The sequence below is a fragment of the Pseudalgibacter alginicilyticus genome (assembly GCF_001310225.1).
Lineage (GTDB): Bacteria > Bacteroidota > Bacteroidia > Flavobacteriales > Flavobacteriaceae > Pseudalgibacter > Pseudalgibacter alginicilyticus.
In genome coordinates this window covers 2,582,288-2,606,012 of the sequence record NZ_CP012898.1, presented here as the reverse complement: position 1 = coordinate 2,606,012, position 23,725 = coordinate 2,582,288, and the positions used below count along the sequence as shown (strand labels likewise).

The 23,725-nt window shown below is 29.4% G+C and carries 23 protein-coding genes; 16 read left to right on the top strand and 7 right to left on the bottom strand.

Annotation, left to right across the window (positions count from 1 at the left end):
- The first annotated feature begins 44 nt into the window (after positions 1-44).
- The 9 genes from wecB to APS56_RS10770 all read left to right on the top strand — a co-directional run bounded on the left by wecB (position 45) and on the right by APS56_RS10770 (position 9,653).
- On the top strand, positions 45-1,184 hold the full coding sequence (gene wecB / locus APS56_RS10810) for a non-hydrolyzing UDP-N-acetylglucosamine 2-epimerase (protein ID WP_054727982.1): 1,140 nt from the start codon (positions 45-47) through the stop codon (positions 1,182-1,184).
- Positions 1,184-2,398, top strand: coding sequence for a UDP-N-acetyl-D-mannosamine dehydrogenase (gene wecC, locus APS56_RS10805; RefSeq protein ID WP_054727979.1), 1,215 nt, complete (start codon positions 1,184-1,186; stop codon positions 2,396-2,398). The genes wecB and wecC overlap by 1 nt, the downstream gene beginning before the upstream one ends.
- Before the next feature lie 129 nt (positions 2,399-2,527).
- Positions 2,528-3,583 carry a glycosyltransferase gene (locus APS56_RS10800; RefSeq protein WP_157757658.1) on the top strand — a complete coding sequence of 352 codons (1,056 nt, stop codon included), beginning with the start codon at positions 2,528-2,530 and terminating at the stop codon, positions 3,581-3,583.
- Entirely contained in the window at positions 3,583-4,845 is a 1,263-nt protein-coding gene (locus APS56_RS10795) for a hypothetical protein (RefSeq protein ID WP_054727975.1), read from the top strand. The genes APS56_RS10800 and APS56_RS10795 overlap by 1 nt, the downstream gene beginning before the upstream one ends.
- Complete coding sequence (locus APS56_RS10790) at positions 4,835-6,028, top strand: oligosaccharide flippase family protein (RefSeq protein WP_157757657.1); 1,194 nt, start codon at positions 4,835-4,837, stop codon at positions 6,026-6,028. The genes APS56_RS10795 and APS56_RS10790 overlap by 11 nt, the downstream gene beginning before the upstream one ends.
- Positions 6,006-7,214 (top strand): glycosyltransferase family 4 protein, encoded by a 1,209-nt coding sequence (locus tag APS56_RS10785; protein WP_054727971.1) that lies wholly within the window; start codon positions 6,006-6,008, stop codon positions 7,212-7,214. Before APS56_RS10790 ends, APS56_RS10785 begins: the two co-directional genes overlap by 23 nt.
- 2 nt (positions 7,215-7,216) lie before the next feature.
- Positions 7,217-8,386, top strand: a complete 1,170-nt coding sequence (locus APS56_RS10780; protein WP_054727969.1) for an O-antigen ligase family protein — start codon at positions 7,217-7,219, stop codon at positions 8,384-8,386.
- Positions 8,383-9,345 carry an acetylxylan esterase gene (locus APS56_RS10775; RefSeq protein ID WP_054727967.1) on the top strand — a complete coding sequence of 321 codons (963 nt, stop codon included), beginning with the start codon at positions 8,383-8,385 and terminating at the stop codon, positions 9,343-9,345. Before APS56_RS10780 ends, APS56_RS10775 begins: the two co-directional genes overlap by 4 nt.
- 68 nt (positions 9,346-9,413) lie before the next feature.
- Entirely contained in the window at positions 9,414-9,653 is a 240-nt protein-coding gene (locus tag APS56_RS10770; protein WP_054727965.1) for a hypothetical protein, read from the top strand.
- Here the strand turns inward: APS56_RS10770 and APS56_RS10765 are convergent.
- Genes APS56_RS10765 through APS56_RS10755 form a run of 3 tightly spaced genes read right to left on the bottom strand, consistent with a single transcriptional unit; the run spans position 9,650 to position 12,540 of the window.
- Positions 9,650-10,744, bottom strand: coding sequence for a glycosyltransferase family 4 protein (locus APS56_RS10765; protein ID WP_054727963.1), 1,095 nt, complete (start codon positions 10,742-10,744; stop codon positions 9,650-9,652). The two genes, APS56_RS10770 and APS56_RS10765, sit on opposite strands and share 4 nt — an antisense overlap.
- A 7-nt stretch (positions 10,745-10,751) precedes the next feature.
- Positions 10,752-11,828, bottom strand: a complete 1,077-nt coding sequence (locus tag APS56_RS10760) for a radical SAM protein (RefSeq protein ID WP_054727961.1) — start codon at positions 11,826-11,828, stop codon at positions 10,752-10,754.
- A 4-nt stretch (positions 11,829-11,832) separates the two neighbouring features.
- On the bottom strand, positions 11,833-12,540 hold the full coding sequence (locus tag APS56_RS10755) for an acyltransferase (RefSeq protein WP_054727959.1): 708 nt from the start codon (positions 12,538-12,540) through the stop codon (positions 11,833-11,835).
- Positions 12,541-12,887: 347 nt separating this feature from the next.
- On the opposite strand from APS56_RS10755, the gene APS56_RS10750 reads away from it, so the two are divergent.
- Genes APS56_RS10750 through APS56_RS10740 form a run of 3 tightly spaced genes read left to right on the top strand, consistent with a single transcriptional unit; the run spans position 12,888 to position 16,010 of the window.
- Positions 12,888-13,874, top strand: coding sequence for a UDP-glucuronic acid decarboxylase family protein (locus APS56_RS10750; protein ID WP_054727957.1), 987 nt, complete (start codon positions 12,888-12,890; stop codon positions 13,872-13,874).
- A 1-nt stretch (position 13,875) separates the two neighbouring features.
- Complete coding sequence (locus tag APS56_RS10745) at positions 13,876-15,228, top strand: undecaprenyl-phosphate glucose phosphotransferase (RefSeq protein WP_054727956.1); 1,353 nt, start codon at positions 13,876-13,878, stop codon at positions 15,226-15,228.
- A gap of 2 nt (positions 15,229-15,230) precedes the next feature.
- Complete coding sequence (locus tag APS56_RS10740; RefSeq protein WP_082379335.1) at positions 15,231-16,010, top strand: glycosyltransferase family 2 protein; 780 nt, start codon at positions 15,231-15,233, stop codon at positions 16,008-16,010.
- Here the strand turns inward: APS56_RS10740 and APS56_RS10735 are convergent.
- Positions 15,994-17,301 carry a phenylacetate--CoA ligase family protein gene (locus APS56_RS10735; protein ID WP_054727951.1) on the bottom strand — a complete coding sequence of 436 codons (1,308 nt, stop codon included), beginning with the start codon at positions 17,299-17,301 and terminating at the stop codon, positions 15,994-15,996. The genes APS56_RS10740 and APS56_RS10735 overlap by 17 nt on opposite strands.
- A gap of 170 nt (positions 17,302-17,471) precedes the next feature.
- Here APS56_RS10735 and purD point away from each other — a divergent pair, with 170 nt between their 5' ends.
- A complete protein-coding gene (gene purD / locus APS56_RS10730) occupies positions 17,472-18,746 on the top strand; it encodes a phosphoribosylamine--glycine ligase (RefSeq protein ID WP_054727949.1) in 1,275 nt (424 codons plus the stop codon).
- On the opposite strand, the gene APS56_RS10725 is transcribed toward purD, so the two are convergent.
- The gene (locus tag APS56_RS10725; RefSeq protein ID WP_054727947.1) at positions 18,741-18,968 is read right to left on the bottom strand and encodes a DUF6341 family protein; all 228 of its coding nucleotides are present in this window, start codon (positions 18,966-18,968) and stop codon (positions 18,741-18,743) included. The two genes, purD and APS56_RS10725, sit on opposite strands and share 6 nt — an antisense overlap.
- Before the next feature lie 106 nt (positions 18,969-19,074).
- On the opposite strand from APS56_RS10725, the gene APS56_RS10720 reads away from it, so the two are divergent.
- The gene (locus tag APS56_RS10720) at positions 19,075-19,986 is read left to right on the top strand and encodes a DUF6427 family protein (RefSeq protein ID WP_054727945.1); all 912 of its coding nucleotides are present in this window, start codon (positions 19,075-19,077) and stop codon (positions 19,984-19,986) included.
- On the opposite strand, the gene upp is transcribed toward APS56_RS10720, so the two are convergent.
- Positions 19,975-20,634 carry a uracil phosphoribosyltransferase gene (gene upp / locus APS56_RS10715; RefSeq protein WP_054727943.1) on the bottom strand — a complete coding sequence of 220 codons (660 nt, stop codon included), beginning with the start codon at positions 20,632-20,634 and terminating at the stop codon, positions 19,975-19,977. The two genes, APS56_RS10720 and upp, sit on opposite strands and share 12 nt — an antisense overlap.
- 143 nt (positions 20,635-20,777) lie before the next feature.
- On the opposite strand from upp, the gene APS56_RS10710 reads away from it, so the two are divergent.
- Both APS56_RS10710 and APS56_RS10705 read left to right on the top strand, forming a co-directional pair.
- Positions 20,778-21,383 carry a DUF4254 domain-containing protein gene (locus APS56_RS10710; protein WP_054727941.1) on the top strand — a complete coding sequence of 202 codons (606 nt, stop codon included), beginning with the start codon at positions 20,778-20,780 and terminating at the stop codon, positions 21,381-21,383.
- A 69-nt stretch (positions 21,384-21,452) separates the two neighbouring features.
- Positions 21,453-22,475 carry a glycosyltransferase family 9 protein gene (locus tag APS56_RS10705; protein ID WP_236778411.1) on the top strand — a complete coding sequence of 341 codons (1,023 nt, stop codon included), beginning with the start codon at positions 21,453-21,455 and terminating at the stop codon, positions 22,473-22,475.
- Positions 22,476-22,507: 32 nt separating this feature from the next.
- Here the strand turns inward: APS56_RS10705 and APS56_RS10700 are convergent, their stop codons facing one another.
- Positions 22,508-23,566: a ferredoxin--NADP reductase gene (locus APS56_RS10700; RefSeq protein WP_054727940.1), complete on the bottom strand. Its 1,059-nt coding sequence runs from the start codon at positions 23,564-23,566 to the stop codon at positions 22,508-22,510.
- Between the last annotated feature and the right edge of the window lie 159 nt (positions 23,567-23,725).

The following is a 23,725-nucleotide window of genomic DNA, read 5'->3' as shown; positions in this document are numbered from 1 at the left end:
TTAAGGATATTAAACCAAACTTAATATATTACATACTATTGTAAATGAGAGATAAAAAAAAAATACTTGTCGTTTTTGGAACTAGGCCAGAAGCCATTAAAATGGCTCCATTGGTTAAAGAATTTGAAAAAAATTCAAGTAGTTTTGAAACTAAAGTGTGTATAACTGCTCAACATAGAGAAATGTTAGATCAAGTATTATCCTTTTTTGAAATAATACCACATTATGATTTAGATTTGATGAAGCCAAATCAAAATCTATATTCATTAACTTCCGATATAATCACAAATTTAAAACCTGTTTTCGAGGACTTTAAACCAGACTATATTTTTGTACATGGAGATACAACCACTACTATGGCAACTAGTATTGCAGGATTTTATTCTGGCGCACAGATTTGTCATGTAGAAGCTGGCTTAAGGACCTTTAACATGAAATCTCCATTTCCAGAAGAAATGAACAGGTCTGTAACAGGAGTTGTTGCTAATATACACTTTGCTCCTACAATAACCTCCAGACAAAATTTACTTAATGAAAATAAAAAAGAGGAAAGTATCCTTGTTACTGGTAATACAGTGATAGATGCTTTGTTATTTAGTGTTGATAAAGTTAACTCTAACAATTTTAATGATCAAGAAATTGAATCTTTAAAAAAATTAGTAGATAAAGAAAAAAGGCTCATTTTAGTAACAGGACACAGAAGAGAAAATCATGGTCAAGGTTTTATTAATATATGTAAAGCACTAAAAGAAATTGCAGAAGCGTATATTGATTGTGAAATAATATATCCAGTTCATCTTAATCCCAACGTTCAAAAACCTGTTTATAACTTGTTATCTGGTATCAATAATATAAAATTGATTGATCCATTATCGTATCCTGCATTTGTTTGGTTAATGGAAAAATCATATTTAATTATTACAGATAGTGGTGGCGTACAAGAGGAAGCACCTAGTTTAGGAAAACCAGTATTGGTTATGCGTAGTACTACTGAACGACCAGAGGCTGTTGAAGCTGGGACTGTACTATTAGTAGGTACTGATACCGATACTATTATCTCCGAAACAATAAAACTTTTAAATAGCACTGAAACTTATTTGAACATGAGTAAATTGCATAATCCATATGGGGCCGGAAATGCTTGTGAAAAAATAGTAAATTATATAAAAAATCATATAAGATAATGAGTCAGCCAGAAGTAGTAATGATTGGATTAGGTTACATTGGGCTTCCAACCGCAGCTTTAATAGCACAAAATAAAACCCATGTTCATGGTGTTGATATTAACCTTAAAGTAGTAGAAACCATAAATGCAGGTAAAATTCATATTATTGAACCAGAATTAGATATTGCAGTGGCAAATGCTGTTAAAGAAGGTTATTTAAAAGCATCAACAACTCCTGTTGAAGCTAATACTTATCTTATTGTAGTTCCAACACCTTTTAAAGCTAAAAACGAACCCGATATTTCGTTTGTTGAGGCAGCAACAAAAGCAATCATTCCAATGCTAAAAGAAGATGATTTATATATTATAGAATCAACTTCACCAGTAGGAACTACAGAAAAGATGATGGACTTCATTCATCAAGAGCGTCCAGAATTAAAGGAAAAACTAAATATAGCGTATTGTCCAGAACGAGTGCTTCCAGGGAATGTGATGTATGAATTGGTTCATAACGATCGTGTTATTGGTGGTGTAGATAAAAAATCTACAGAAAAGGCAGTCGCTTTTTATAGACAATTTATAAAAGGCGACTTACATAAAACTAATGCACGAACAGCAGAGATGTGTAAATTGGTTGAAAACTCATCTAGAGATGTACAAATAGCATTCGCTAATGAGTTATCGTTGATTTGTGATAAAGCCGATATAAATGTATGGGAGCTTATAGATTTGGCGAATAAACATCCAAGAGTAAATATATTACAACCAGGGTGTGGAGTAGGTGGGCATTGTATTGCTGTAGATCCTTATTTTATAGTAGCAGAATACCCTATGGAATCTAAAATTATAGGAAAAGCAAGAGAGATAAATAATTATAAGTCTTTTTGGTGTGCTGAAAAAGTACAAACAGTAAAATTAGAGTTTGAATTAAAACATGGTCGTAAGCCAAGTATCGCTTTAATGGGCTTAGCTTTCAAACCAAATATTGATGATTTAAGAGAGTCGCCTGCCAAATATATTACTCAAAAAGTACTCCAAAATGCGAATAATGAAGAGTATTATATTGTGGAACCTAATATTGCAGAACATAAGGTATTTAAGTTAACCAATTATAATGATGCTGTAAAAAAGGCAGATGTTATCGTTTTTTTAGTAGCTCACGATGAATTTAAAGCTTTAGAAATTGCTTCAGATAAGGTGGTGTTAGATTTTTGTGGGATTATTAAGAGATAATTTTTTATGAGTGTTTTTTAAAATTTAAATATGTTAATTAATAATTTTTAACAACTTATTGTCTTGGATATTGCTAAAACAAAAATATTATTTGTTCAACGAGTTATAACTAAATATAGATTAGATCTATTGAAAGTATTATGTGATGACTTTAAAGAGGTTGGAATTATAACATCTAAGGGAGATAGTGTTGGAACTTTAAAATTAGCAAAATATCAAGATACTTTAAATGAATATAGCAATCTTAATATTCATCAATTACCATCAATTAAGATTGGCTATTCAGGAGAAACTAGGTCAACCAATTTTTTCTTATATCCAAAATCAATAAATATAATAACTAAATACGATGTTATTGTTTTTGAAGGCACAACAAATCTTTTAAACAACATTTACTTAGTTCCGCTTGCAAAACTTTTCAATAAGAAAACTATTTGGTGGGATGCAGGTTATTCTCTTCCTATTCGTTCTTTTAAGAGAAAGTTAATAGATTTAATAGTAGCTCCTTTTATAAGATGTACGGACGGACAGATGGGATATTCAACCCTTGCGAAAAATTATCTTGAAAACCACATGGGAGCTAACAAGGTGTTTTTAAATTTAAATACGATTAACACCTCTTATTTCGAATCTATATCAGCCGAAATAAATGAAAGCGTTAATAGTTATAAGTTTGATGAATCAAATATTAAACTGCTTTATGTTGGTGTTGTTGAAGAAAGAAAAAAAGTGAAGCAATTAATTGATATTGTAACAAAATTAAATAGTGGTAATATTGAAAAGCAGTTTTCTTTAACTGTAATTGGTGGTGGTAATCAATTGGAAGAACTTAAATTATATGTAGAGGACAATGATAAAATTAAGGTGTTAGGCCCAATTTATGATAAAAGCCAACTTAAAATGTTTTATTTTGAAAGTGATTTATTTATTTTACCAGGAGATGGAGGTTTAGCTATTCTTCAGTCTTTATTGTTTGGCTTGCCAGTCTTGAGTGTTATAGGTGCTGATGGTACAGAGTTGGATTATATAAAAGATAAATCTTTTTTAGTTAATGGTACAGATAAAATAGAAGATGCTTTAAGAAAATTACCACCAATTAATAGAACACGTATATTTAGTAGTTTGCCCAATATAAAACATGTGGATTGGAATAATGTATTAGAGGATTTTATAAAAAAACTATAATGCAATTAAAGATTAAAGTTTCTACAATAGTTGAACAAAGTATATTGTTGTATGTACTTGTACTTGTATTTTTATATGATGCATTTGTCAATTCTATTGGATTTATAGATGAATTTATAGGGTTATTGTCGTTTTTAATCTTTCTTTTTTATTTTGCAGTAAAAGGAAAAATTGTGCTGTTTAGAAATGAATATTACATTATTTTACTTTTAGGGGTTATTTCTGTAATTGGTTTGCTATCAAATTGGGTTAATTATAGAAATGAACATGTAACAGAAGGCGCAGCAATTATTGGTGATTTCATTGTTTTTTATAAAGCTTTTATAAGCTATTTTGCGGTAAGATTGTTGTCGAAAAAATTTAGCACAAAAAAAGTATTAACTAAACTTTCTAAATATGTTAAGCCAATATTTTACTTATTAGTTTTTATTATTTTTATCGATTTTATATTTAAAATATACCCTCGACTTCCAAGATACGGGATTTATTCCATCGAATTGTTTTTTAAACACCCTTCACGTTTCGGGTTTGCTTTTTCATTTATTTTTTTAGTGCTATTACCAAAGTTCTATAAGAGCAATAAGCAATTACTTCTTGCGGTCCTGCTTGTTGGTTTATTATCCTTGAGAGTCAAATATTTTGGATTTGTTGGTTTTTCATTAATATTTATGTTTTATGGAAAAAGATTATTCAGAGTACCCAAATTGTATTTCATATCTTTTATAGCTGTATTAGGGGTAATAATGTTATGGCTCTTTTGGGATCAATTTAAGATGTATTTTGTCTTTATTTCGTTAGATACTGCTTGGTCTAGAGCAGTGGTTTTATATTATAGTTTTATTATTGGGTATGACTTTTTTCCTTTAGGAACAGGTTTTGGAACTTACTCTTCCTATTATTCAGGGGTACATTATTCGTGGGTTTATGATCTTTATGGAATAAATAGAGTTTTTGGAATTTCTAGGTTGTATTGGGGGTTTGTTGCCGATCAGTATTGGCCAATGGTTTTAGGACAGTTTGGGTATTTTGGCTTTTTAAGCTTTGTATTGATAATATATAATTACTTTAAGTTGTTTTTAACCCATATAAAAGGAAATATAAATAACAGTCTATATTATTATTTTATAAGTGCTATTTTAGGGTTGTTATTATTGTTAGTAGATAGTACTTCTGATGCTATTTTCACCCAACAAAGGGCGGTGGTTATGTTTATTTATTTCGGGTTAATCGTTAATACTATTAATGAAAAATATGAAGAATAAATCGTTAATTATTCCTTTTGTAGAAGTATTATCAAAAGCAATTTCTTTTTTAAATATTTTACTTTTTATAAGAATTTTAAATATTGAAGATTATGCCGACTATTCATATTTGGTAGCGATTGTTCTTTGGTCTTCTGTAGTTATGGACGGAGGGATTAATACTCTAATTTACAACAAAAGCTTAAAAAACGATACTAATGAAATCAATACATTATTTACAAGTCGCTTGTTTTTATCATTAGTTGTAATTACTATAGTGGGCTTCTTTTTTTTGTATAAAAGTCCGTTACTTGCCGTTTCGGCTTTAATATTTTCGTTTGTAACTTATTTTTCTTCAACTTCTGCATTAGTCAAAATGTTATCTCGTGGTTTAGGCTTTATTAAGGTAGATGTTTTAAGTATTTTGAGTGAGCCTCTTATTCGTTTTTTTTTCTTGTTAATTATTTATTTTACAAGATTTATTTTTCAATATAAGCTTTGGCATGTATTGTTAATTTATTTAATAGCTGGTGTAATAGCTTTTTATATAAATAAATTATATTTAAATTCTGTTTTCTCTTTAAATTTTTATTTTAATGGTATTAAATCCATTTATAGTAATATTGTAAAATCATTAAAACAATCTAAATATTATTTGTTTTATTATTTAATGCTTGTTGGAATTGGGCGTGTAGATGTCATATTTTTAGAAAGCTATTCCAATAAAGTTCAGTTGGCTCTATTTTCATCAGCTTTAAATTTATATCAAGTAGCACAATTGTTTTTTATTTCAATAATAACTTCTCAATTTATTAAACTTTATAACAGTAAAAAGCTTATTATAAAGTTTTTAGTTCCTTTATTAATTGTTTCTATTTTATTTACAAATATAGCATCTCCCATTATCTACAAATATTTATTTCCTTTAGATTATATTAACGGGCAATTTGTTTTGAACATATTAATTATAGCTATATTACCTTCAATTATTAATTACTATTATATTGTTGAGAATAATTATGTTGATAGAGTTAAGCTTAATTTTGGTATTCTTTTAATAGCCTTTGTGGTAAAGATTCTGATATATCTAACATTAAAACCAATAGACTTATTAACATATAGCTATGTGTTTGTCTTTGCAGAATGTGCTGTATTTTTAATGTTTATTATAAAAAAAAAATATGAAAATATTACAGATAAATAAATATCTTAAAGTTGTTGGGGGTGCAGAAACCTATATGTTTCAATTATCTCAAGCTTTACAAGATCAGGGAATTGAAGTTAAGTTTTGGGGGATGGAAGACAGTGATAACATTATTCAAGATTTTCCTGGGTTACAAGCTACAAACATCAATTATGCCAATCAAAGTGTCAAAAGTAAAATAAGCACTACTTTAGATACGGTATACTCAAAAAAAAATAAAAAAAAAATGGCTATGGTTTTAGATCTTTATAAACCAGATATTGTTCATTTACATAATTATAATTTCCAATTAACACCTAGTATTTTAATTGAAATAAAGAAAAGGGGAATTAAAGTAGTTCAAACAATTCATGATAGCCAAATGGTATGTCCTTACCATAGGCTTTATAATTTCCAACGTAACGAAGTGTGTACAAAGTGCGTTACTGGTAGTTTTGTTAATTGTATTAAAGATCGTTGTTTTGACGGTTCTCTTTTAAAAAGCACATTGGGTGCTGCAGAAAGTTTTTTTTATCATTCACAAGGATATTATGATAAATATATAGATACTTTTATTAGTCCCAGCAATTTTTTAGCAGGTATGATTAGGCAAAAAATCAGCAAAGAAATTGAAATTATCCCCAATTTCACCAAGTCACAACCTAAAGACCTTTCAAATAGCACTTTTGAAAATTATTATTTATACTACGGAAGGATTTCAGATGAAAAAGGTGTATTGGAATTGATTGAAATTTTCAAGAAAACACAGCTAAAGCTGCTAATAATTGGAAAAGGGCCAACGGAAGAGCAAGTAAAAAGTAAAGTTAAAAATATTTCAAATATTCATTATAAAGGAGCTAAGTACGACAAAGATCTTTTTGATATTGTAAAAAAAGCAAAATACGTTGTTCAATCATCAAAATGGTTTGAAAATTGCCCTATGACTATCATTGAGTCGTTTTCCTTAGGGGTGCCTGTTATTGGTTCTAACCATAGCGGGTTTAAAGATTTAATTGATGATGGTAAAACAGGGTTTTTAATAAATTTTAATAACAAATTAAATGCAGTATCCCGTTTATTAGAAATAGATAAGATTAGTGTATTAGAATTAAAAGAAAATGTAAACAATTATTATACACATAATTTATCAGAGGAAGTGCACCTTAAAAAAATAAGTTTGATATATAATAGTTTACTTCAAAAATAGGCATGTTAAATAAACTAAACATAAATTATAGTTGTAACCAAATTGTTGTTGCACTTTTATTTGCATACATAGGGATGGTCTATTTTTCTATGGCAATTCCTAATATATTATTAGGTTTATTGGTTGTTGTTTTTATTTATGGATTTTTCAGTCATAAAATAAAACTAAATTTTAGTAAAGAAAACTGGGTTTTATTTGGATTAATAATTGTACCATTTATACTAACTGTTTTATCTACATTGTATTCAGATAATTATATTAAAGGGTTGAAGTATGTCTGGTTAAGAGCTCCAATTTTAGTTATATCATTTGTTATCGTTTTCATGCAAACTACTTTAAAAAACATAAAACAAGGGTTAACTCTCTTCGTTGTTTTTACTATTTTAGCATCTCTAAAAACGGCTTATAATGCATTTAGATACCTAAATGAAGATGTGTTGTTTATTACAGATTTTACTTTTTTCATTACCGTAATTCAGCATCCATATTTTGGCGTGTTTGTTTTAATTTCCTTGATTTCCATTTTAGAATTTAATTTAATTAATAATAAACTTTTAAAAATAGCTGTCTTAGTTTTATTAACGCTTTCTATTGCTCTTACAACATCTCGTATCGTATATATGTTGTTTATTATTATAACTTCAATTTATATTTACAAATATTTATCAAAAGAAAAAGCATTGCTCCTTATTGTTTTACTAAGCATATCAACAGTAAGCTTAATAGTTTCAAACGATAGTATCTCTGCAAAATTTAAAGCAATCTATCAATATGAAAATTCTCCAAGGTTAAAACTTTGGAATAATGCGTATAAAATTTTTTCTTCTTCCAAAAGTAAACTCTTTGGTATAGGAATAGGCGATTATTACGAAAACAATCGTGATGTTTATTTTTTTAGAGAAACAGAAAATGGAATTTATGGATATAACCCACACAGTCAGATAGTTGAATTTAGTTTGACGAATGGTATATTTGGGGGAGCAATTATTTTATTAACTATGCTTTTAGGATTTAAGGAAGTTTTGAAACAAAACAGGTTCTCAATTTTTGTGTTTTGTATTATAATATCATTTTCTTTATCTGAGACCATTTTCAATAGGCAATTTGGAGTACAATTATATGCTATTTTTATGCCTTTAATATTCAAGGTAAATTTTAAAAAGAAGAGATGAAACTTTATCAGGCTTTTTTATTAAGTATATTAACTGTTATTGTGGTTTCATGCAAACCCAATGAAGATAGTAAGCCTCCTGATTTTGATGATTATTGGATACAGGCAGTTAATCAATTGAATGAATCACCTATTAATGAAGAAATAATAAAAGATAGTATAGTTAATGATAAGGAATGGACATTATATAAAATAAATTCCTATAATAATGTATATATCTATGCATGGGTTTCTAAACCACTTAGTCAAGGTAAATTCCCCATTAAAATAAGGTTCTCTGGAATGAGTAAAAGCAGAACATTATCTGATGGTATACCTAACACATGGTTTTTAAAAGAAGGTAATATAATAAACATGTTGGTAGATATAAGGGGGCAAGGATTAAGTTCAAAGCAACTTAATGTTACAAACTATCTTACTGAAGGATTATCAAGTAAAGATACCTACATATTTAAAGGTGCTTATTTAGATGCAATTAGAACAGTTGACTTTATTTCTACAAACTCAAAGTCTGATGGGAATATAATTGTTACAGGTGGAGGTCAAGGAGGTTCGTTATCAATGGTTGCAGCTGCTCTTAATCCTAAAGTAACAATGTGTGTTATAGGTTTTCCTTTTTTTAGCGATATTGACAGATATGATAAAAAGCAATGGCCTATGAGTGTTTTTATGTACTATTGTAAAAAAAGTGAAACAGATTATTTTGAATTAATAGATAGATTATCCTATTTTGATATGTTGTATTTTGCAGAAAAAATCAAGGTTCCTATTTTTGTTAGAGCAAACGAAAGAGATAATATTACGCCAATTGAAGGGGTGAAAAAATTTTTTAGTTTAATAAAAAGTAATGAGAAAGAAATGTATGTTGAGCCCTGTGAAGGACATGGTTGTTCTTCCAACTCAAAAAAAGCGAATGAATTAGAACATTTATTTATACAAGCAAATATGTTATCTAGTTAATTACGTATAAATATTTAAAATAAAAGTATAAATTTGAAATTAATTAGACAGATAAAAACACAAAGCCAATGAGTGATATTATTAAAACATTTACTTTAAGTGTTGAGGAATTAGAAAAGAATTATGAAATATTAGATATGGACAGTAAAACGTCTGTTAAATCATTTGAGGGTGTAGTGTTAGAGTTATTAGCTAAGCTTAAACGCAGTCAAGATAAAGAAGGAAACGAGGATTTAGAAGATGATTTAGAAGATTTAATATATAGAGTAATACTTATTTTAGGTCAGTTAGATTTACTTGAAATTTAAGTTTTTATCGATTTATAAACCTCTATTGTCTCCTTAGCAATGAGATTCCAGTTATATTTTTCATGCATTAATTTAGAGTTGTTAATAGTTGCATTTGTGTTTTTTAAGGCGCCGAATAGAGCGGTACTTAAGGCTGTGATATCTCCTACTTGAAAATAATGATTATTACCTAAACCAATCTCTAAGTTTGCTGGAATATCACTTACCAATACATCAAGATTATAACTCATAGCTTCTAAAAGTGCAATAGGTAAACCTTCATGATAAGAAGGCATTACAAATAATCTAGCATGCGAGAAAATTTGTCGCAGTTGTTCTCCTTTAATAAATCCAGTAAGTATTACTCCTGCATCAACAGCTTCTTTCTTTAAGCCTTTACTATAAGCTGTTTCATGATCTGCATCACCAACAAGTACTAATTTATATGACGTAGTAATGTTTGAGTAAGCTTTTATTAGGTCAGAAAATCCTTTTTCTTCAACAAATCGGCCAACGGTTATAATATAGTTGTCCTTTTTTAGGTTTAAACTTGTAATATAGTCGGTGTTACAAGATATTTCTGGTAAATTAACGCCATTGTATATTAAAATAGAATCTTGTCTATTATATTTTGTACTAAGAATAGTTCGAATAACTTCAGATATAACAATTACTTTTTGCGCTGTTTTAGTGCCTAAATATTCACCAAGCTGTAAAATAGATTTTGCAAGTTTACCCCATTTTTGACGGTCATAATCCGGACCATGGTTGGTAACCACAACTTTTAAGCCTAATAGCCTTGCTAGTGGCGTCATAGTCATTGGGCCAATCGCATGTATATGTAATACATCAGGTCGTTTAAAACCAGCGTAAATAACACCTAAAAAGGTATGGATAATAGCTTCAATACTTTTTTGTTTGGGCGCAAATATATGTTTTAGTTTTACACCCTTATAGGATTTTAGTGTTTTATCTTTTACATAAGGCGTACGGGTTATAACAGTCACATCATGCTCGAGTTTAGCAATTCTAGGGTATAATTCTTCACAGTGAGTTTCAACACCACCTAAGATACCAGGAATACCTCGTGTACCTAAAACAATAATTTTCATTAAAAACCTAATTTACGGTTTTAGTTTCCCTAAGATCTCCTTGTAAAGGGTCTTGACCAACATCAGCATAAGGAATGTGCTCTTTACAAACAGGTTTTCCTATTAAACTTTTTATTTTATTTTTTACAACCCATTTGGTTGGGTGTTTAATGTATTTTTTCATTACTGGAGCAGCAGTACCTACCATCCAACAGTTTTTTGGGCAGGTTTTAACTAAGCCTCTTACCTTATCTGCTTGCTCACTAAACCATAGTTCGTCAAAAGTTTCAAAATCACGAATATTACCCATGCTTTCTTTCCAGTATTTTTTTTCAAGACCATTACAAGGGTAAACATCACCATAAGGTTCTATAAAGAAGTTAACAGAGCCTGCTTCACAAGGCAACATTCTTTTCTGTCCTTTGATGTAATTAATTAAACCTAAATTAAAGTAAGCACGGTACCAACTTTTAGGGTTATTGTCTTTAAGTAGGCGATCTATTAATTCTTCAAAGTTTTTAATAACTTCATCTTTATTCGTTACAAAATTATCGTCTTTATGAAAGTAGAAAGAATTATGAAAAGTTGCGGTTGCAAATTCCATATCAATTTGTTTACTTAATTCATAAAGATTTATTAAATCATGAGAATTTTTGTTAGATACGGTCATACCAAATCCAATATCTTTAACCCCCATTTCTTTTAGCCCCATTAGTGTTTTTAAACCTCTTTGGAATCCAGTATCTCGTCCTCTTAAATCATTATTGATTTCTTCCATACCTTCTAAACTAACACGCACTCCAATTTTAGGAAAACGTTTAGCCATTTTAAGGATTTTTTCAGTATGCCAACCAGCAGTTGAAATAACAACACGCTCACTTTTTCTGTACATTACCTCTATAATGTCCTCAAGATCTCTACGCATAAAAGGTTCACCGCCTGTTATGTTGGTGAATTTAAAATTTGGCAGTTTTTCTAAATCCTCTGGTGTTATCTCATGTTTTTTATTAGTTGGATTTCTCCAGATATCACACATTTTACACTCCATATTACACCTATAAGTTGTAATAATTGAAACATCAGTAGGTATTGTTGCTTTATTCATAGGTTTAGTTTTTCCGATTTTTAATTATTTTAGCAGGGACACCCCCAGCTATAGAATGTTTAGGTAAATCTTTAGTAACTACAGCTCCAGCCGCAATAACACAACCATCTCCAATTTTCACACCTGACATTATGGATACATTTGCTCCAATCCAAACATCATTTCCAATAATTGTTTTATCTTTTGTTACTCCTTGGTGTTTTATTGGAATATCTAATTTGTCAAAATTATGATTCTCTGAAAATATATTTACTCTAGGTCCAAATATTACATCATTCCCAATTTCAATATCTCCACGAACTCCTATAAAACAGTAATGATTAATCCCTACATTATTACCAATTTTAAGAGAAGATCCTACGTTTCTTAAAACGCCGGTGCACTCGATAATTGCGTGTTTTCCTAAAGTGAAATTATCTCCTATTTCAACACCGTTATAACTCAAGGCGTTAATTAAAGAATGTTCCATTAAATTCATACCACTTCCAACTTTTATTTTATGACCAAATTGAATTTTTACACCTTTTTCAGCAAAAATAACCCCTTTAGACCTCTTTAAGAAAGGTTTTATTAAAAATACACCTCTAATTGCAGAAAAACCTTTGGATTTTAATATAGTAAAAAGTTCTCTGAATGAAAAAGGGTATGATATTACATGTTTTTCTTTTTTTACCTTAGAAAGGAAAAACTCAATGATTTTATATGCTGCCATTTTCCTAAATGAATTTCATTACAAAATTAGTTTATTTTTTTTGTAATATTAGTAAGTTAGTTTTTTAGTTTGATTAATAAGGAATTAGATTAATAAAAATCAATAAGATTATTAGAAATAATAATACCAGGCTTTAATTTGAAGTTAATTTTCTTTCTTATGTTTGTGACAAATAATTTTAAGGCGAATTATTGTTTATTTAATAGTGCATTTATGACTATTGCTTAATAGATTTTATGCTAATTAAGGGTTTTAAAATATAGGTAAAATAATAATGTTTTTTGATTCAAAATATTGAAAAAATATAGAAGTGTATTTTATTCATATATGAATGTCAAATTATAAATATGAAAAAAGTATTAATAACTGGAGCCGCAGGGTTTTTAGGATCTCATTTATGTGATAGATTTCTTGCTGAAGACTATTATGTAATGGGTATGGACAACTTCATAACTGGTGATCAAAAAAATATTCAGCATTTGATAGGTTTAGAGAATTTTGAGTTTATTGAACATGATGTTACAAAATATATAAAAATTGAAGGCAATTTAGATTGTATTCTTCACTTCGCCTCACCTGCAAGTCCAATAGATTATCTTAAAATCCCAATTCAAACCTTAAAAGTGGGTTCTTTAGGTACTCATAACTTATTAGGGTTGGCTAAAGCTAAAAATGCTCGAATTCTTATTGCATCTACTTCTGAAGTTTATGGAGATCCATTAGTACATCCTCAAACGGAAAATTATTATGGAAATGTTAATACTATAGGGCCCCGTGGTGTATATGATGAAGCCAAGCGTTTTCAAGAATCTATAACCATGGCATATCATCGATTTCATGGTGTAGAAACACGTATTGTTCGTATATTTAACACCTATGGGCCACGTATGAGACTTAATGATGGACGAGTGATTCCTGCTTTTATGGGTCAGGCATTAAGAGGCGAAGATTTAACTATATTTGGTGATGGCATGCAAACACGCTCCTTTTGTTATGTAGATGATCAAGTAGAAGGTATTTACAGATTATTATTGAGTGATTATAGCTATCCAGTGAATATTGGTAACCCCCACGAAATATCCATAAAAGATTTTGCAGAAGAAATTTTAGGGTTAACAGAGACTACCCAAAAAGTAATATATAAAGAATTACCAGTAGATGATCCATTACAAAGGCAACCAGATATCAGTTTAGCAAAGAAACTTTTAAATTGGGAGCCAAAAGTAGATAGAAAAGAAGGTTTAAACAAAACGTTTGAATATTTTAAAACACTGTCTACTGAAGAGTTGTATAAAAGTGAACACAAGGATTTTAAACAGCATATAAAAAAATAAATTGGACTATAAACAAGGAAGATATTCAAATTTAATCAAGCCTATTTCTTATATATTAGATTTAGCTATAATTAATTTTGCTGTTTTTTTATTTCAAATAAACTTAACAAATCATTACTTGTTTATGGCTTATATTTCCTTTTTATGGCTTATAATAGCTGTAAGAAATAAGTTTTATGAAATAAACAGGAGCACTAAGGTTATCCCTATAATTGCACTATTAATAAGGCAAATCGTTCTTTTTTTATTAGTATTATATGCTTTTATTGGCATTTTTAAACAACCTAATATAAGTAGGTTAGCACTTGCAAATTATTTAGTAATTGTATTTATCTTAGTAACTTTTGTTAAGTTTTTAACTTATTTTCTATTGAATAAATACAGGTCAGTATTAGGAGGTAATAATAGAAATGTTATAGTTATTGGCAATACAGATAAAACAAATCAACTCATAAACATCTTTAATCATAAACTCAATTTTGGCTATAAATTTAAAAAGCAATTTTGTATTAATAAAGAAGAATTTTCATTAGAAAAATGTTTTAATTATATTACAGAAAATAGTATTGATGAAATTTATGCTTCTGTTTCTGAACTATCAAATAAACAAATTAATAGATTAATAGATTTTGCTGATAATAATTTAAGAGAGTTAAAGTTTATTCCTGATAATAAGGATATTTATGCTAAAAAACTTAAATACGAGTATTATGATTATATTCCTATTTTATCATTACGCTCAATATCATTACAAGATTCTGTCAATAAATTTATAAAGAGATTGTTTGATATTTTATTTTCAGCTTTTATCATCATTTTTGTTCTTTCATGGTTGACACCCATATTGGCCATTTTAATAAAATTAGAATCTAAAGGCCCTGTGTTCTTTAAACAATCTCGAAATGGGTTTAACTATGAAGAATTTGATTGTTTTAAATTCAGATCCATGACACCTAATGAAGAAGCTCATTTGTATCAAGTAACTAAAGGAGATTTAAGAGTTACCAAAGTTGGAGCTTTTATTCGTAAAACAAGCATTGATGAGCTCCCGCAGTTTTTTAATGTGTTGTTTGGGGAAATGTCTGTAGTTGGACCAAGACCACATATGGTTAGCCATACTAACATGTATGCACAGCGAATAGATAAATTTATGGTGCGCCATTTTGTTAAACCAGGTATTACAGGCTTAGCACAAGTAAGTGGGTTTAGGGGAGAAGTAGAAACAGATAAGGATATTATTAACCGTGTAAAGTATGACATTTTCTATATAGAAAATTGGTCGTTACTTTTAGATATAAAAATTATTGTGCAAACGTTTATAAATATTTTTAAAGGAGAAAAAAAGGCCTATTAATTTTGAAATCATTAGTTTCAGTAATAACTCCAATGTACAATTCTGAAAGGTTTATTTCAGCAACTATTATGAGTGTTGTAAACCAAACACACCAAAATTGGGAGCTGCTATTGATTGACGATTTCTCAAAAGATAAAACAATTCAAATAGTAAAAGAGTTTATTACCAAGTATCCAAATATTAAACTTTTAGAAAATCCAGCCAACCAAGGGGCTGCTGTTTCAAGAAATAGAGGTATTAAAGCTGCTAAAGGTCAATATATTGCTTTTTTAGATGCTGATGATTTATGGAAACCAGAAAAGTTAAAAAAACAATTAGCTTTTATGAAAGAAGAAAGTTGTGATGTTTGTTTTTCTAGTTATGATTTGATGGATGAATTAGGAAATCCATTAAATAAACAAGTAAAAGCCCTGCCGGTTTTGAATTATAAAAAACTTTTAAAAAGCAATTACATAGGCAACTTAACAGGTATTTATAGTGTAAATTCGTTGGGCAAAATAACGTCTCCTAATTTACGTAAACGTCAAGATTGGCTCATATGGTTAGAATCAATAAAAACTTCTGGAAAACCTGCTAAAAGTATTCAGGAATCATTAGCTATGTACCGCGTAAGGAATGGTTCCATCTCTTCTAGCAAATGGAGCTTATTAAAATATAACTATTGGGTGTATAAAAAAGGGTTGGGCTTTTCAACCTCAAAATCGATTTTCAGTTTGCTGGTTTTTTTATTTGAATACTTTTTTATAAAATCAAAACAAACCGTTTCTATAAATGGGAAGTAAATTGTTTCAATTTTCCTCTTTCACTTCTAATTAGTTGGTCTTCACGTTTAAAAATAATATGTAAGTTAGGTTCTAAATAGTTGTCAATGGCTTTGCTTATAGCTTTTAGTTTTTCTTTTGAAAGCTCATAATGGCTTACATATGTGATTTTAAATGTATCTAATTTGACTTGTTCAACAATAAATTCCTTAACAGGAGTGTTGTTTTCAATGATTGTTTTGGTGACATAATAAAAGCTTAAACCAGCAGCTTTTTTCCCACTCGGTAATACAACAATATCATTGGTTCTGCCAATTAATTTTTCAAGTATAGGTTTTTCAATGGTGCTGTTTTTTGAGAGTATACCAATATCTCCCAACTCATACCGAATAAATGGATGTGCTTTATTGTAAAGTGAGGTAATAACTATCTTTCCTTCTTCACCGTATGGCAGTATATTATTACTGTCATCAAGAATTTCAACATATAAATCTTCATTATTGATAATCCATTCATTGTTGGTGTTTTGAAATGCAATTAACCCCAGTTCTGCGGCGCCATATTCATTAATTATTGGAATTCCAAATTGTGTTTCTATAAGCTGTCTATCTTCTTTAAAAAGCATTTCAGAGGTTACTATACACCCTTTTAAACTTGGACAAATCGTTTTTAAAACAATATTTTTTTGTTTTAAAAATTTAGTAAATTGTACGATACTACTGGTGTAACCATTGATATACTCAAATTTTGATGTTTTAAACTTGATTAGGTTTTTTTCAAGTTGTGTATCGCTTAAATCAAATACCGAAAATCGATAGCGATTGCTTAAAAAATCTTTAAAACGTTCTTTATAATAGTTTTTTTTATTTAAAGGAATACCATAAAATCGTGCTTGTTTGGATGTGTTTAAATCAATATTAAACCAGCTATATCTGTTAATAAAAACAGACCAAGTAAGAGCATGACAAAGTCTATCTTTTGCAAATATAAATGGGTTTCCTGAAGATCCAGAAGTCTTGTTTATATAAACGTTTTTCTCATTGTAACCTTCAGATAATCTTTTTTCCAATGGTTGTTGCAAATGGTCTTTGGTCATAATTGGAATGGTATTCCAATTGTTAAGGTTTGCATTTTTAGCAAAGGTTTTATAAAAAGAGTTGTGTTTCAAATGATGAGAAACAATGTCTTTTTTTCTAATGTTGAGATATTCTGTAAATTCATTGTTGCTTTTACGATGAATGTCATTTAATATAGATTGGCCTTTTTTTAAAGGAAAACCATTAAATTGTAATGAAAGGTTGAATAATTTCAATTGAAAAATAATTTTTGTAAAGTAAATAAAAAATATTCGTGAATTCGGGGCATTAATTTTATTTTTGCAGACAAATACTGACTTTAATGCTATGCGTTAAAGGACTAAACTATTATTTCCTTTAGCTTATTGAGTGCGTGGAAATCAAAAATTAAAAACAAATCAACAATATGAATATTTTAATATTAGGTTCAGGAGGAAGAGAACATACATTTGCTTGGAAAATAGCTCAAAGCTCATTATGTGAAAAATTATTTGTTGCTCCAGGTAATTCAGGTACAGCAAGTATTGCAACCAATGTAAATATTGGAGTAAATGATTTTGAATCCATCAAAAACTTAGTATTAGAAAACAATATTAATATGGTTGTGGTGGGTCCAGAAGATCCCTTGGTAAATGGTGTTCATGATTTCTTTTTAAATGATGATACTATTAAGCACGTATCTGTAATTGGACCACAAAAAGCAGCTGCTGAATTAGAAGGTAGTAAAGAATTTGCTAAAGAATTTTTATATCGTCACAACATTCCAACAGCAGCTTACGAGAGTTTTACAAAAGAAACTGTTGAAAATGGATATGCTTTTTTAGAAACCTTAAATGCACCTTACGTACTAAAAGCTGATGGATTAGCAGCTGGAAAAGGTGTTGTTATTTTGAACGATTTAGATGAAGCGAAAGTTGAATTAAAAAACATGTTAGTTGATGCTAAGTTTGGAAAAGCAAGTACTAAAGTTGTTATTGAAGAGTTTTTAGATGGTATTGAGTTAAGTTGCTTTGTGTTGACTGATGGTAAAAACTACAAAATTTTACCAACGGCTAAAGATTATAAGCGTATTGGTGAAGGTGACACTGGATTAAATACAGGTGGTATGGGAGCTGTATCTCCAGTGCCATTTGCAACAGATGCTTTTTTAAATAAAATAGAAGAGCGTATTGTAAAACCAACCATTGAAGGATTTAAAAAAGATAAATTGCCTTATATAGGTTTTGTTTTTATTGGACTTATAAAAGTTGGAGATGATCCTAAGGTTATTGAATATAATGTTAGAATGGGTGATCCAGAAACAGAAGTTGTGCTACCAAGGCTTAAAAATGATTTTGTTGAAATATTACAAGCCATGTCAAACGGTAATTTAGATAAAATTAATATTGAAATTGATGAACGTGCTGCCACAACCATTATGTTAGTGTCTGGTGGCTATCCTGAAGCTTATGAAAAAGGTAAAGTAATTACAGGAGTTGATACTATTGAAAATTCCATTCCATTTCATGCAGGAGCACAGTTGCAAGATGATGGTAAAATAGTAACAACCGGAGGTCGTGTTATGGCTATTACCTCATATGGAGATACGTATCAAGAAGCCATAAAAAAATCTTATCAAAATATAGGTAAATTACATTTTGATAAGATGAATTATCGTAAAGATATTGGTTTCGATTTATAAATAATCGTGTGCGGTTATACTTTTATTTTCTTCGTCGTTATCGTTAAATTTCTTTAACTGAAGCATCCAATAAACAAATGCTGCAGAGCAAATAATTACGAAAATCCAAGAAATAGCACTAGCAGCGAACCAGTTTTCAAGTTCCAATTCGCTTAATGCGTCCAAAGGAGCAAAAAGAACATTTACAAATAAATCTTGTATAGCGTAAAAGAAATCTTTCATGGTAGGAGGTTGTTTTGTTAATTGTTTTTCTATAACTTCAAATGATTTTAATCATTTAATGGTTATAGGTTAGTATATTTACAGAGCAAAAATACAAAAAGAGTTAATGATTACAAGTCTTTTTAGTAAATCTAAATTATTAAATTTTATTATTGTTTTTTTAATCATGCTTTTGGCTTTTATTTTAGGCAATAGCAAAAATGGTTATGAATCAGTAATATTTGGTAAAGTTATCTTGTTTTTTATATGTTTGTTAACCGTTTTGGTACTTAATTTTATTGTGTCAAAAAATAGTTTAACACAAAATAATAATTATCAAATCTTATTTTTTAGCTTGTTTTTGTTGGCGCTACCCAACACTACCGCAAATGGAAATATCCTAATAGCAAATATTTTTTTACTGTTTGCTTTACGGCGATTAATAACCTTGAGGTCACAAATTAATGTAGAAAAAAAACTATTTGATGCGGCTTTTTGGATCGCGATAGCTACCTTGTTTTACTTTTGGTCAGGTTTATTTTTTATTTTGATAATCATAACCTTGCTGCTTTATACAGACAATAATATAAAACATTGGATTATTCCTTTTATAGGAACGGCATGTGTTTTTGTTATAGCCATGAGTGTTTCTATCATATGGTATGATTCCTTTTTTGAAATTTTTAATATTACTTTATTAGTGAGTTATGACTTTAGTGGATATAATTCTCTTCAATATTTAATAACCATGACCATGTTATTTTCCTTTGGCTTATGGTCGTCAATATTTTATTTAAAAGGTATTAAACAGAAGAAAAAAGCATTCAGACCATCATTTAAAATTGTTTTGTTTGCAGCCATTATTTCGTTTGTTATTGTAGTAATAGCTCCTGAAAAAAATGGTAGCGAGTTTTTGTTTTTGTTTGCTCCCATAGCAATTATCATTACAAATTATGTTGAAACCATTGAAGAAAAATGGTTTAGGGAAATATTTGTAGCTATAATAACATTTGTGCCATTTTTGCTTTTATTTTTGTAATTTTTTACCAAAAGCTAAGTCTCCTGCATCTCCTAATCCAGGTATAATATAACTCTCATTGTTTAGTGTTTTATCAATTGTAGCAATCCACAGATGTGTGTTTTTTGGAAAATGCTCATTTACATAATTAATACCTGGTTCAGCACCAATAACACTTACTAAATGAATATTTTTTGGTGTTCCAAAAGGTTTTAAAGCCTCAAAAGTGGCTACCATAGATTGTCCGGTTGCTAACATAGGATCTGCTAAAATTAGGGTTTTGTTTTCGAGTTTAGGGCAAGCTAAATATTCCACAATAATTTCAAAAGTTTCAATATGGTGTTTATGGTGTCTATATGCTGAAATAAAAGCATTTTCGGCAGTATCAAAATAATTTAACAAACCATTGTGCAATGGGATTCCAGCTCTTAAAATCGAGCATAAAACAATGTCATTTTCCATTAAATTAATTTGACAACTCCCTAAAGGTGTATCAATTTTTGATGATTTATAAGTTAATATTTTGCTCATTTCATAACCTAAAACTTCACCAATACGTTCAATATTACGTCTAAATCGCATACTGTCTTTTTGAATTTTAACATGTCGCATTTCTGAAATAAATGTATTTAGTACTGAATTTTGTTGAGATAAATTATGAATAATCATTGCGAGGTAGTTATTTTAGAAAGTAAAGTTAATGAAACCAAAGTATATTTTAAATGAATCCGTTAAAACAAAGCAACTGCAAAGGTTTAACTAAAAAATCTTATATAATTTATGTAGCTTTGTTTTTTTAAAATACCAAGATTATGTTTACAGAAAAAGCTAACAAAATATTCCAAGAAGTTATTGAAAAGTATCACGTTATAAATACGGTAGATCAACCTTTTGAAAATGCTTATGCAGAAAGTGATTTATTAGAGCATTTGCTATATAGAAAGTGTTGGATTGATACGGTTCAATGGCATTATGAAGATATAATTCGTGACCCACAAATTGATCCTGTTGCAGCCTTAACATTAAAACGAAAAATTGACGCTTCTAACCAGGATAGAACCGATATGGTGGAGTATATTGATAGTTATTTTTTAGAAAAATATAAGAAAGTAGAGCCAAAACAAAATGCAACTATCAATACAGAAAGTCCTGCTTGGGGTGTAGATAGGTTATCTATTTTAGCATTAAAAATTTATCACATGAATGAAGAAGCAACAAGAAATGATGCTTCAGCTTCCCATAAAGCAGCTTGTCAATCAAAATTAGATGTTTTGTTAGAGCAACGAACAGATTTGTCTACAGCTATTGATACTCTGTTAAGTGATATTCAAAAAGGTGATAAATACATGAAAGTGTATAAGCAAATGAAAATGTACAACGATGATGAGTTAAATCCCGTATTGAGAGGGCAGAAATAAAAACGATTAATTCTTATTAACAAGGTTTAGTCTATTTGAATTTTTAAAAGGCTTTACATCAGAAACTTAATGCTAAAACCACCGAAACATATTCTTGTTATTCGCCTATCTGCTATGGGAGATGTTGCGATGTTGGTTCCCGTTTTACGTGCGTTTATTCAACAAAACCCTGAAGTAAAAATTACAGTGCTTACGCGGGATTTTTTTAAACCTTTTTTTAGAGATTTACCAAAGGTTGTTGTGTTTGCTGCAGATGTAAAAGGAAAACATAAAGGTGTTTTGGGTTTATATAAACTTTCAAAGGAATTAAAAAAGCTAAAAATTGATGCTGTTGCAGACCTGCATAATGTAGTGCGAAGCAATATTTTAAAATATTTTTTTTTAGGTACCCCATTTTTACAATTAAATAAAGGTCGCCAAGAGAAAAGAGATTTAATTTCTGGAAAAGTTTTCAACCAATTAAAAACAACCCATCAACGATATGCTGATGTTTTTGAAGCTTTAGGATATAAAGTAGATTTAAGGCACCCAGAATTTCCCAAAGCATCTCAATTAAGCCATGCAATTGAAAGTATTGTTAAAAAAGATTTTCGAAAATGGATTGGTGTAGCCCCTTTTGCTGCGCATGAGAGTAAAATGTATCCACTGAATCTGATGGAACAGGTTATTGAAAGTCTTTCAAAAAATTATAAAATTATTCTATTTGGGGGTGGTGATAAAGAAGTCAAAATATTAAATGATTTTGAAGCCAAATACGAACACGTTTGTAACGTAGCTGGAAAAATAACTTTGGATGAAGAATTGGATTTAATTTCTAATTTAAGCGTGATGCTTTCCATGGATTCTGGCAATGCACATTTAGCCGCTATGTTAGGAATAAAAACAATTACTATTTGGGGAGTTACCCATCCATATGCAGGTTTTGCACCGTTTAATCAACCAGAAGATTATACCTTATTGCCAGATAGATATCAATTTCCAAAAACACCAACGTCTGTTTACGGTAATAAATATCCAGAAGGGTATAAAACCGTAGCAGGAAGTATTTTGCCTGAAATAGTAGTTAATAAAATTAAATCTATTTTAAAATAGAGCGTTTTTAATAATTTAACAGAGTTTGTTGATTAAACATCATCATAATCTACTGTTAATGTAGGTGTTGTAGGATGTGCTTGACAGGTGAGAATTAAACCTTCAGCAACTTCACTTTCAGTTAAAATATTATTTTGTCTCATAGTTGTTTTGCCTTCTTTAACTCGGGCTAAGCAACTGCTACAAATGCCACCTTGGCATGAATAGGGAGCATCTAAATCATTGTCTAAAGCGGCTTCTAATACGGTTTGTTTTTGTGGCATTTCAAACGTTGAGGTTTCATCATCAACAATAACCGTAATTTTTGTATTTCCTGTTGTCAATGTCGCTTCATCCTCAATTTCAGTAGGCTTTGCTGCTTTAAAAAGTTCAAAGTGAATGGTGTCTTTGTCTATGTTGTTGGCTGTTAACACATCTTTTACCGTATGAATCATAGCTTCTGGTCCACATAAATAAAAGGCATTTACCTCAATGTGTTTATGCTTGTTTTTCATAACATAATTAACTGTGCTTTTCTCTATACGACCAAAAATAGAATCATCTTCATCTTTTTGGCTAAACACAAATTGGATGGAAAAACGTTCACTATATTTATGCTGAAGTTCTAAAAGTTCGTTTAAAAAGATGGTATCTTTAGTTGTTTTATTGCCATAAACTAAAATTACTTTACTGTTAACTTCTTCTTCTAAAGCACATTTTATAATACTTAAAATAGGTGTGATTCCACTACCAGCCGCAAAAGCTGCAATGTTTTTTGTAATAGAGTCGTTTGGGGTAAAAGTAAATCGCCCCTTCGGAGCTGAAACTTCTAAAACAGTTCCAACTTTTAAATTATTATTAGCATAAGATGAAAACGTACCGTCTTTTACTTCTTTTACAGCCACCTTAAGTTCGCCACTTTTAGGCGATGAACATAATGAATAATCACGCCTTATCTCATGTCCATCAATAATTGTTTTTAAGGTAATATATTGGCCTGCTTTAAAAATAAATGTATCTTTTAAATGATCAGGAACATCAAAACTAATGCTGATTGCTTGACTTGTTTCTCTTGATATATCTTTAATTGAAAGTTTATGAAATCCGGACATGTATATATTTTTAACAAAAATAGTAAAGCCTAAACATTTTTGCTCGAATATTCATCAAAAAACTTACACATGGTAATTTTATGTATAAAATTTTATACTTGATTTGTTATAGTGAACAAAAAACTTAACAAAGGTAGTTTGTCAATTTTTATATTAAAA